Below are 10,868 nucleotides of genomic sequence, written 5' to 3'. Positions count from 1 at the left end.
CACGGCCCCGCCGTTCCGCTTCTGCGCCACCGCCGCGCCACGCTTGGCCGGCGCCGCCTTGGCCGCGCCACGCTTCGCCGCGCCACGCTTCGCCGCGCCACGCTGGGCCGCCCCACGCTGGGCCGCGCCCGCCGCCCGCTTTGGCATCGCCTGGCGCTTCGCCGGCACGCGCTTGCGCGGAGCCGCCGCCTTCTTCGCCCCGGGCGCCTGCGTGGCCACCTGCCGCGCCGCGATGCCCAGGCTTCGCTCCAGGATCGGGCGGTGCCCCTCCGCCATGCGCTCCGAGAACCGCGACTGGAGACGATCGCCGAGCTGCTCGAGCTGCTCGCGCTCCATCTCGCCCTCCGCCTGGGGCAGCAGCTCGCTCTCCTCCTCCTCGACGTGGTTCATCACGATGTCCTTGAGCGCGCCGAGCTTGGCCGAGAACGTCTCGTCGCCCACGCTGACCGACATCAGCCGGTAGAGCGCGAAGTCCGCGACCGCGTGCTCCTCGAAGGCCTCGCGGATGCGACCGCTCGGGCCGAGCGCCTCCATCGCCGCCGGATAGAAGATCTCCTCCTCGATCGCCGTGTGCGCCGCGAGCGCGTTGGCGAGCTCCTCGCGCAGCGAGGCACGCTCGTCCTCGTCCTCGGCACCCTCGATCTCGCGGAACAACTCTTCGACTTCGCGGTGATGTTGCTTGAGTAGGTCGGTCGCCTTCATGTCGAGCTCCTCAATCCGTTCTTCTCGGCGTGCCGCGCCTCGCCGAGGCGCCGCCCCCTTCGTTCGTGCTCGCGGCTCCTTGCGCGTGGCATGCCAAAGCCCCCGAGGGCCCGGAGAAATGCGAGGGACGGACGGCGAAAGACCCCCAGCGCCCCGACGGAAGGCCGCGACCCGAGCGAAAGCACGAGCAAAACGAGGCAACGAGCCGAAGCGGAGCCGCGCGCGCGCCGCGCACCGCGGAGGCTCGTACCCCGCTCGTCCCGCGCGCCGGCAGCCGCGATCCGCAGAGCCGTGACCGCGCGCGGCCGGCGCAGTCGATCGAGGCGGGTGGCACGGAGGTGCGCACCCGAGGCGCACACGCGCCGCGCGCGCGGGCAACAAAGGAGCAGACGGCTAGGGCGCGGCCGGCGCCTCGCCCTCCACGAAGGCGAACGACGGGGGGTGGGTCGAAACCATGCGGATCACGACCGCGTCGTGGTCACGCGCACCCGGCCCGATGACGAACGGATCGGCGCCGGCGTCGAGCGCCGCGCCAAAATCCACGGCGGAAAACCAGGATGCGACGTCGAACCGGAGCTCGAGCCGCGAGGTCGCCTCGGTGACCGTTCCCTCGACCTTGGTGGTCGGCACGGCGCGCTGGCCCTGAAAGAGCGGGGCCACGTCGATGTCGGCCTCGAACCGGACGGACGTGCCGGCGCGGCGCGCCACGCCCCGCACGCGCGCCGAATGCCCGCCCGGCGCCTCGGGCGCAGCCTGGGCCTCCTGCTCCGGCAAGAACCAGTGAATCCCGTAATCGTACGAGGCGCTGCGCACGTCCCCCGCGAACCCCGCGTACGTGCCGAGCGGCGTCTCCCCTTCCCCGAGGGCGTCGATCGCCGTGACGCGCCGGATCTCCCCGACCGCCGCCTTGCAAAGGGTGGCCGAGCCCGACGCGCTGGCGCAAAAATAAGCCGGCCCGAAGGCCACGCGCGCCTCGTCCAGGGTGACATCGACATCGTCCACGACGAATTCTTTCGTCGCGGGAGAGACGAAGACCGCCGGGAACGAAACGTCGGGCTGTCCGGTGCCGTTGCCGCAGCCGGCGAGGACGAGGACAAACGGCACGAACGAGCGCAGAAGACATCGCATGACGGCTCTCCGGCTCAGAGGTGGAAGGTCAAATTGCCGAGGATCGTGAGCGGCGATCCGGCGGAAATGTGGCGCGCGGGCAGATACGAGGGGATGTCGCTCGTCCGCCAGTCGGAGACGAAGACATACTCGGTGTCCGCGTACCGCGCGTTGAGCAGGTTCGTGGCATCGACGCCGAGCTCCACGAAATCGCGGCGCAAGCCGAGCGAAGCGTCGACGACGAAGACCGTGCGCGCCTCCTGGGCATACGGCAGCGGGCGCGGCGAGAGGAAGGTCGCGCCATACCCGGCGCGGGCGACGAGGGGTTTGCCGAGGAACGTGGCGATGGTTTTTCGATAGGAGACGTCGGTCCGCACGACGACGGGCGGAACGAAGGGGAGCGATTGCCCCTCGACATAGGGCGGCGTGGGGTTCTCCGGGGTCGGCGGCGGCGGAGAATCGAGGGTGGCCCGGACGAACGTGGCGCTGATCGAGGCATTGAAGCCGGTCAGGGGGTTTGCCTGGAGGTAGGCGACGAGGCCGCGGCGGGTGGTCGGGCCGATCCGCTCGAGCCGGCCTTCCTCGGCGTCGAAGGCGAGGTCGTAGGAGAGGCGGGTCTCGTAGGCGACGAGGGTGGCCGAGAGGCGAGCGCGTTCGTATTGGAAACGCGCGCCCGCCTCGTAGCTGTGGACCGTGGCGAAGGGCGCCTGCTCGCCCTCTTCGAGCTGCCGGGCCTGCGGGGAGCGATACCCGCGGCCATAGGCGGCGAAGAGGCGCAAGGAGGGCAAGGGGTCGACCTCGAGCGTGGCGCGCGGGCCCCAGGCAATACCCGTGGCGGTGCGGCGATACCCGACGAAATGGGTCTCTTCGCGGAAGGCGGGGATCTGGTTGCCGAGGCGATCGTCGATGTCGAAGGAGATGAGGTCGGCGCGGAGGCCGCCGCGCAGGCGCGCCCAGCGGGAGAAGGTGAACAGGGCGTCGGCGAAGGCGCCGATGCGGAGGGAGCGGACGGTGGCGTCGACGCGGCGGTCCCAGGTCTCGTTTTGCGGGGCTTCGAGGAGGTTTTGCGCCTGCTCGATGGAATGGGCCTCGGCGTCGGCGCCGAGGGTGAGCTGGGCCTTGAGCCAGGAAGCCGCCTCGTACCGGCGGGTGCGATAGGAAGCGCGGGCGCCGAAGCCGCCGTCGTCGTTCGATTGCTCGATGAGGTCGCCGCGGCCGGCCCAGGTGGGCCTCAGGCGCGAGCGCTGGGTGTAGCCGGTGAAATTGAGCCGGCTGCGGTAGGTGGCATACGCGCCCCAGAGGCCGAAGGTGGCCTCGGAGTTGTCGTCGCCGGTGCGCTGGAGGGAAACACTCGCCTGCGTGCGGGTGGCGGCGGCGGATTGCGAGCGGGCGGAGGTGTCGGGGTAGGCGTCGTAGAAATCGATGATCCGGCGGTCGATGTCGTCGCGGCGGAGAACACCCGCGACGCTGGAGCGGGCCCCATACGCGGAGAGGTGGACGAGGGCGGAGAGGTCGCCGGGGAGCTCGAATCGGTACTGTCCGGTAAAACCTCCCGAGATGCTCCCGCGCACGCCGTCGCCGAAGCCGTCCGTGGTGCGCACGACGGCCGCGCCGAAGGTCTCTTCGGACTGACCGGCGGGCGCGAAGATGGCGACGAGGCGCTTCGTATTGAAGGAGCCGTACGAGGCGGTGGCATGGACGCCGCGCTCCTCGACGCCGAGGTCGAAATCGACGCTGCCCGCGACGGCGAAATCACCCTGGTGCGGATCGTAGACGCCCTCGAGGACGCGCACGCTGCGCACGGTCTCGGGGATCAGGACATTGAGGTCGGCATAGCCCTGCCCGTGAATGTGGGAGGGTTGATTGATGGGAATCGTGCCGCCGACGGTGAACTGGATGTCCTGGCCATGATCGGCGTCGAAGCCGCGGAGATAGACGCGCTGGGCGACGGCGTCGCCCTCGGGGCGCATGACGTGAAAGCCAGGCGCGGATTTGAGGAGGTCGGCGGTGGTGGGGCGCGGGGCGCTGTCGAGGACGGCGCGGCCGAGGCGGAAGTCGGAGGCGCCGCGGCGCGGAGGATTCGGCCGGCCCTGGACGTGAATCTCGATGGGCTTGCCCGGCTCGGCGACGGAGTGCGGCAACGCGAGGCCGGAGTCGAGCTCGGCAGGCTGTTCGCCGTGGGAATGCGTGTGTTTGTCCGGGGGCGGCTTGTCCGCGGGCGGCGGCTTGTCCGCGGGCGGGCCCGGCGGCGGCGCGGCGCCGGCGTCCGTGGGCGAGGTGTCGGTCGGCGCGCCCGGCGGGACGGGGACGGGCGGATGCGGCTCGGGCGCGAAATGGAAGGGCACACGAATGCGCGCGCGGATGGGGACGCCGTCGCGGGTGGCCGGGCTGAAGCGCCAGCGCCGGACGGCGGCGAGGGCCGCGGCGTCGAAGGCTTCGCCACCGGAGACCGCGATCTGGGCGTCGCCGACGGTGCCGTTGCGCTCGACGGTGACGAGGACCTCGACGGTGGTGTCGATGCCCTGCGCGAGCTTGTCCGGGGGATAGACGGCGTCGACGTGCTCGACGACCGTCGGAAGGGTGACGTTGGCCTGGCCCGACGGCGCCTTGGGGTCCGCTTTCGGCTGGGCGAACGCGGGGCGCGTGGCGAGGAGGCCCGCAGCTAGGGCGATGGCGTGCGACCATCGAGACAAAACGCTCCTCAACCGATCCTCCGTCGGGCCCCTTCGGAGACGGTGCTTTACACGCGGCGGGCGGGGAGCGGAACGCGAAAATCACGCCTCGCGGCAGATCTCACTCGATCGTCCCCCACACCCGCAGCGCCGCCGCCGTGTCCGGGTCGATCGTCGCGGGCTCTCGCTTCTGCAGGTCCGACCGGGTCGCCTGGTCGCGCGCCTTGATCCGCCGGAACAGCGCCTGCGCCGCGAGCGGGAGGGTCTCCCGACGGTTGAAGGCGCACGTGGGGTCGAGCTCGAGGTCGCAGAGGAACGGGACGGCGTCGTAGCGGCCCGTCATGATGAGCTCGCCCCAGCGGGCGGAGAAGCGGTCGTCGAGCGTGGCGATCTGCGGCTCGAACGAGGAGTCCTCGAGGCCCGAGGCGACGGCGGAGAGGTCGCGGCCGAGGCCAGGGCGCGAGAAGGCGATGCCGAGCGCGGAGAGGGCCGTCTGGCTGACGTCCCAGATCTCGGTGGGCAGGTTGACGTGGGCGCCGCCATAACGGGCGTCCGGGAAGCGCACGTAGAGCGGCAGGGTGAGGCGGGGCTCGGCGAGGTCCTCGCCCTCGGCGTAGAGCGAGGAGGCGCCGGCGGCGACGTCGCCCGTGACGACGAAGACCGTGCTCTCCCAGAGGCCGGCGGTCTTCAAGGCGGCGACGAGGCCGCCGAGGGCGCGGTCCTGCGCGGACATGGCGGCGCCTTCGAGGGCGCGGACGCGCTCCTGGTCCTGCGCGGAGAGGGCGTCCTTCCTGTCCTTCTTTTTCCGAAAGGTCGCGAGCTGCTGCGCTCCGCGGCGCGGCTCGATGATGCCGGTGTAGGGCGTCGGCGGGAGCTGCGCTTGCTCCTTCGGCGAGACGTCCCAGGGCGGATGTCCGCCGCGGGCGTGGACGACGAGGAGCAGGCGCGCCTCGGGCGATTGGCGCAGGACGTCGGTGAGCCAGGCGGCGGCGGCGTCGAGGGGCGCGGTGGCCGCGTCGTTGCCGTAGGGGGGATATTCGACGAAATGCTCCCAGCCCTCGCCGAAGCCGAACCGTTTGAAGGTGGCGGGGACGCCGGTGAACATGGCCGCGCGAATGCTGGCGTCGTGGGCGACGGCGCCGAGCGTGGTGTTCGAGGCCGGCATGCGCGCGCCGAAATCGGTGAGGGTATGGGCGCGCGGGGGCATGGCCGTGAGCAGGGAGCCGACGACGCTGCCCGGGAAGGTGGTCGGGGCGCGGTGGCGATGGAAGGTGGTCGCCGTGAGGGCGAGCTCGGAGAGGGTCGTGAGGTGCGGCGTGGGGCCGGCATGCCAGGGCGGGAGGCTGTCGCGGTCGAGGCCGTTCATGACGACGACGACGACGGCGCGGGTCTTGGCGGTGGCCGGCGGAGGCGCGGCCGGCAAGACGATGACCGGATCGCCGAAGAGGACGCGTGCGCCCTGGGAGGTGCCCTCGGCGCGGAGCTCGAGGGTGGCGAGGGGGCCGCCCTGGGGGTCGAGGGGGAGGTCGAGGTCGGTCCAGGTGGCTTTGTCGCCGCCGGTGACGTGCTGGGTGAGGAGGTCGACGGGCTTCTGGCCGTCGCGAACGAGGCGGACGCGGGCGTCGGCCTCACCGGGTCCGAGGACGCCGACGGAGGTGCGGAGGCGAGCCCCCGGCGGGAGGCGGAGGGTGCAGCGGACGGCGCCGGGGCCGCGGAGGGCGATCGAGCGGTGCGGGACGGCGGAGAGGGCGGCCTCGCGGAGCAGGACGTCACGCAGGGTGGGCGGGCCGTAGGTGGCGGTGCTCTCGTCGGGGACGCCGACGCGGATCCAGTCGAGGTCGACGAGGGGATCGCCGGACTTGGCGCGGCCCATGAAGCGGAAGGTGAGGGTGTGGACGCCGGGATCGACGGGGAGCGAGGTGGCCCCGGTGGTGGCGATGCGGATCTGGTCGCGCTGGAAGTTGAGGGTGCCGAGGGGCTGGTCGTCGAGGGAGACGGTGGCGGCGCGGGCGCCGAGTCCCATGGAGCGGGCGGCGACGAAGATGGGGCTCGCCTCGGGCAGGACGAAGGTGACGCGCAGGGTGCGGTTCGAGACGCGCATCCAGGTGGAGGCGTCGTGCTCGATGGGCTCGACGCCCCGCGGGGCGGTGCCGGTCCAGGCGAAGCGGCCGACCATGGCGTCGGTGCCGGTGTCGAGGAGCAGGCCGCGATGTTCGAGGTCGCAGCCGGGGAGCTGGTCGACGAGGTCGGCGACGACGCGGGCGGGCGCCGGCGGCTGAGGGGCGGCGGCGCTGGTGGTGGGCGCAGGGGTCCCCTGCTCCTGGCGCTTGCTGGAGCTGCAAGCGCTCGCGCCGAGGGCGAGGGCGAGGAGGGACGAGAGGACGAGCGGGGCGGAAGGCGTCAACGCGACCAGGGTGGCGCGATGCAGAAGCGCGTCAAGCTGACTTGTGGGGGAGGATGTATGAGAAAGGTCACCAAAAGAAGCGCGCGCGAGGGTCGCGAGGGCGTCACGTCGTCGCAAAGACGCGTTCCCGACCGCCGCGAGGCCGCCGCGGGGATGGAAGCGGGCGTCGCGACCGCCGCGACGGCGCCAAAACGGGAACGGAAATCCTTCCCGACCGCCGCGACGTCGCCAAAACGGGAACGGAAGTCCGTCGCGACCGCCGCGACGTCACCAAAACGGGAACGGAAGAGCTTCGCGACCCCCGCGAAGGCGAATCGTAAGTTACGGAGCGGCTTCGCGAGTTGTCGTGCTGGAAGCGGAGCGTCACCGATCAACGCGACCAGGGCGGCGCGATGCGCAGGCGCGTAAGACGCCCTTCCTTGACGAGGGCGAACCGGACGCGCTCCTCGCCGCGGAGGCGGACGCGGATCTCGTACGGGTCCTTCTTGGGCGCGAGCTTCGCCTGGACGATGGGCCCGGTTCCGACGAGCTGGCCGTCGACATAAATCGAATCACTGGGCCCGACGATCACTTCGAGCAGGCCCTGCCCCGCGGGGACCTTGTCCTCGGCGCGGAGGGGGAGGTCCTGGGGCATGACCGGGAAGTCGGCGGAGTCGCCCTCGCGACGGTCGTGGGGCGTCGTGGCGGCCGCGGTGGGCGCGGGCTCGGGCGCAGGCGCAGGCGGGTCGGCCGTGACGGTCGGGGCGGGCAGCGCGGCGGGCGCGGGCGCCGGGGCGACGCGCTGGTGCGCGAGGCGGCTGCCGACGGCGAAGACGGTGCCGGCGACGGCGAAGAGGATCCAGGCGCTGACGCGGGTGCGCGAGCTGCCCTCGCGGCGCGAAGGCGGCGCCGAGTCGCGGCTGACCTTTTCGTTGCGGCGGAAGCGGCTCGGGCGACTCTCGACGTCGGGATCGAGCGTGCGAGCAGCAGGCGCGTGTGCCGAGGGCAAGGAGGCACGCGGGGGCGGCGGGAGATCCTCGACCGGCGGAGGGACGAGGGTGCCGAGGGAGGTCGGGATCGGCCGCGCCGCGGAGGCACGCGGGGCGGGCGCGGGCGCGATAGCAGGCGCGGGCGCGGCGGCGACGGCCACCGGCGCGGGCATGGGCGCAGGCACAGGGACGGGCGCGGGCATGGGCGCAGGCACGGCGACGGCCACCGGCGCAGGCGTGAGCACAGGGATGGACAGGCGCTCGATCGCCTTCCGCGGAGCCACCGGGCCCGGCGTGGGCGACGGTTGCTTCACGTCCACGACCGGCCGTCGCACGTCGAGCGTCCGCTCCTCGGCAGGCATGTGCGCGAAGTCGAGGACCGATCCGACCTCGACCGACAGGACCTCGTCCGGCTGGAGCGTCAGGATCGACGGGGCCAGCGAGGGCTCCTCGCGGACGAGGACCGGGGCGGGCGTGGCCGAGCGATCGATGATCGCGGAGATCGGCTCGGGCGTGCTCGGCGCAGGCTCGGGCAGGATGTCGGCGAGCGCGGGGATGAGCGCCGGAGGCGGCGGACGGCGCACGCCGCGGAGGCGCTCGGACTCGCGATGCACGGCGGGCGTGAGCAGATCCGCGCCGGACTCGCCGACGACGGCGGTGATCGCGCCGTGCGCGGCCGCGTCGCAGAGGACGTCCTCGACGAGGTGCGCAGCAGCCTTGCCGCCGGCGACGAGCGCGCGGGGCGAGGCGCCGGCCGCGATCGAGCGCAGGAGCGAGCGCAAGGGCTCGGGGGTCGCGTGCTCGGCGGGGCCGAGGAGGTCGAGGTCGATCTCGACGCGCTCGACGGTCATGAGCGAGGCGCCCGAGAGGAGGCGTTGCGCGGCGCGAGCCGAGGCGATCGGCGCGACGAGCTGTTCGGCGAGCGAGCCTTCGAGGTCGGGGCGCGCTCCCGAGAGGCGCGCGACGTCCTCGTCGACGGGCGCGACGACGAAGCGGCCCGCGCCGAGGCCGAGGAGGCGCGCGAGCACGCCCGGGCCACGCTCGAAGGATCCGTCGGCCGTGGTGCGCGTGGCCCGCACGGGGCGGCCGTCGCGGATCTCGACTTCGTAGAGGTAAAGGGCGTCGCGCACGGTGAGCGTGGAGGCGGGTCGATGAGCGCACGCGAGCGCGAGCAACGTGCGAGGCGTGAGGCCATCGAGGCGGCCGCGGACCTCGCCGCCTTGCGCGAGGCGCTCGGCGACGCGCAGGCGCGGCCGCAGGATCTCGCGGAGGCGCTGGACGATCGCCGCGGCGCTCGCCTCCTTGCGGAGGTAGCCGTCGGCGCCGGCGCCGAGCTCGCGCACGCGCTGGAGGAGGTCCTCTTTCCAGGAGAGGAGCACGACGGGGACGTCGCGGAGCGCGAAGTCACGCTTGAGCGCGCGGCAAAGGGCGAAGCCGTCGAGGCCCGGCATGACGATGTCGCTGACCACGAGGTCGGGCGAGGCTTCGCACGCAAGCTCGAATGCGCGTTCGCCGTCGTGGGCCTCGTACACCGTGGCCCCGGCGGCACGGAGGACGCCGGCGAGGAACCAGGTGACGGCGGCGTCATCATCGGCCACGACCACGCGGAGCCGATCGAGCGAGGGCACGCGCGCGCCGCGGGCTTCCCCGAGCGCCCGCACGCGCGTCGCCTGGCCTGCCTGCTCGGGTCCACCGAGCCACGGCGCAAACGGGAGCGCCCCTTCCGGCCCGCTCGGCGCGAACCGCACCTTGCCTTGCGACTCGATCGTGACGAGGTCCCGGATCCGCGCGACCGCACCCCAGAGCGCGGCGAGCACCTGGCTGCCCTCACCGAGCTCGATCCGCGTGCCGCGAGCGCGCGCGTCGGCCGCGTCGCAGAGGCCTCGACGCAGCTCTTCGGCGAGGCGCGCGCCGAGATCGTCCAGCGTGACCTCGCCGATCGGCGCGCGGGCGATGTCGCGACGCACCTGGGCCGCGATCACCTCGGCGCAGGCTTTGCGCAGGGCCTCGGGCGAGACGGGCTTCGGCAAGGTCCGCGTGACGCCGAGCGCCGCATACAGCGCGGCGTCGTCGGGCCGGGAGAAGCGGCCGAGCAAAATGAGCGGGACCCCTTCGATGAGAGGATCGGCGAGCAGCGAGGCGATGAGCTCCCGCGCGCCGTGCCTGTCCGCGTCGATGACGATGACGTCGGGCGCGAGCGCGCGCGCGAGATCGGGCGCGGCGACGAGGTCGTCGGTGCGCTCGACCTCGAAGAACGAGGGAGCCCCCTCGGCGTGATCCTTCGCGAGGGCCTCGGCGAGCTTCTCGGGGCCGACGAACAGCACGGTCTGCGGGATGCCCTGCGCGGCCGCGCTCGCGGGCTTTTCGGCGGCTCGTTCGGCCGAGGGCAACGTGCGCGGGCCGCTGCTCGCCGACCTCGGCGCGGCTTCCCGCTCGGGCACGCCCAGCGAGGCCTCGCCCCACGCGAGCTCGGGCAGGCGATCGAGCAAGCTTCGCAGCGTTTTCAATTCGTCGTCCGTGAGCTTGCCGCGCTCGGCGACGCGATCGACGAGCGCTTCGCCGCTCTTCAGCTCCTCGGCGAGCTTGTTGAAGCGGAGGAGCCTCGCCGCGGCGGCGAGGGCGTGCACGCGGCGGCGCAGATCATCACGGCGCGCGGGGGACGCTGGCTCTTCGGCGAGCTTGGTGACGGCGGTGCGGAGCTCGACGACTCGACGGCCGAGGGTGGCCACGAAATCGGCCCGGACGCCGCCGAGACGCTCGGGAGACGACGCCGGCCGAGGGTCCTTGGGCGCCTCGGCACGCCGCTCCGGCGCGACGGGCGGTGCGATGCCCTCGAGCGTGATGACGCCCATGGCCTCGGGACGGCCGGGTTCATTTCGGTCCAACGCGGTAGCTTGCGCGCCCATCGGTTCGGGCCGTATCACGGGTCGGCGCGGCAGCTCCAATTTGTGGCGACGCATGCGGGGGGCTCGGTCGCGATCCGCGGTCGATTTTCCGCAACCGCAAGCCCCCTCC

5 protein-coding genes are annotated in these 10,868 nt (G+C 72.9%); all 5 read right to left on the bottom strand.

What is annotated here, in order from left to right; genetic code table 11:
* Window positions 1-702 (bottom strand): hemerythrin domain-containing protein (locus tag QHF83_RS47760; protein WP_282424823.1); only part of this gene is annotated, 702 nt, incomplete at its 3' end.
* 393 nt (window positions 703-1,095) lie between these two features.
* Window positions 1,096-1,830, bottom strand: coding sequence for a hypothetical protein (locus tag QHF83_RS47755; protein WP_282424822.1), 735 nt, complete (start codon window positions 1,828-1,830; stop codon window positions 1,096-1,098).
* A gap of 14 nt (window positions 1,831-1,844) precedes the next feature.
* Window positions 1,845-4,502: a TonB-dependent receptor gene (locus QHF83_RS47750; RefSeq protein WP_282424821.1), complete on the bottom strand. Its 2,658-nt coding sequence runs from the start codon at window positions 4,500-4,502 to the stop codon at window positions 1,845-1,847.
* Between the two features lie 100 nt (window positions 4,503-4,602).
* Window positions 4,603-6,885 (bottom strand): sulfatase-like hydrolase/transferase, encoded by a 2,283-nt coding sequence (locus tag QHF83_RS47745; RefSeq protein ID WP_282424820.1) that lies wholly within the window; start codon window positions 6,883-6,885, stop codon window positions 4,603-4,605.
* 370 nt (window positions 6,886-7,255) lie between these two features.
* Window positions 7,256-10,738, bottom strand: coding sequence for a response regulator (locus QHF83_RS47740; protein ID WP_282424819.1), 3,483 nt, complete (start codon window positions 10,736-10,738; stop codon window positions 7,256-7,258).
* Window positions 10,739-10,868: the final 130 nt, after the last annotated feature.

It is taken from the genome of Polyangium sp. 15x6 (assembly GCF_029960785.1).
In the GTDB taxonomy this organism is placed as follows: Bacteria; Myxococcota_A; Polyangia; order Polyangiales; family Polyangiaceae; genus Polyangium.
The sequence above is the reverse complement of the archived record's forward strand: the minus strand, read 5'-3'. Positions and strand labels throughout refer to the sequence as shown.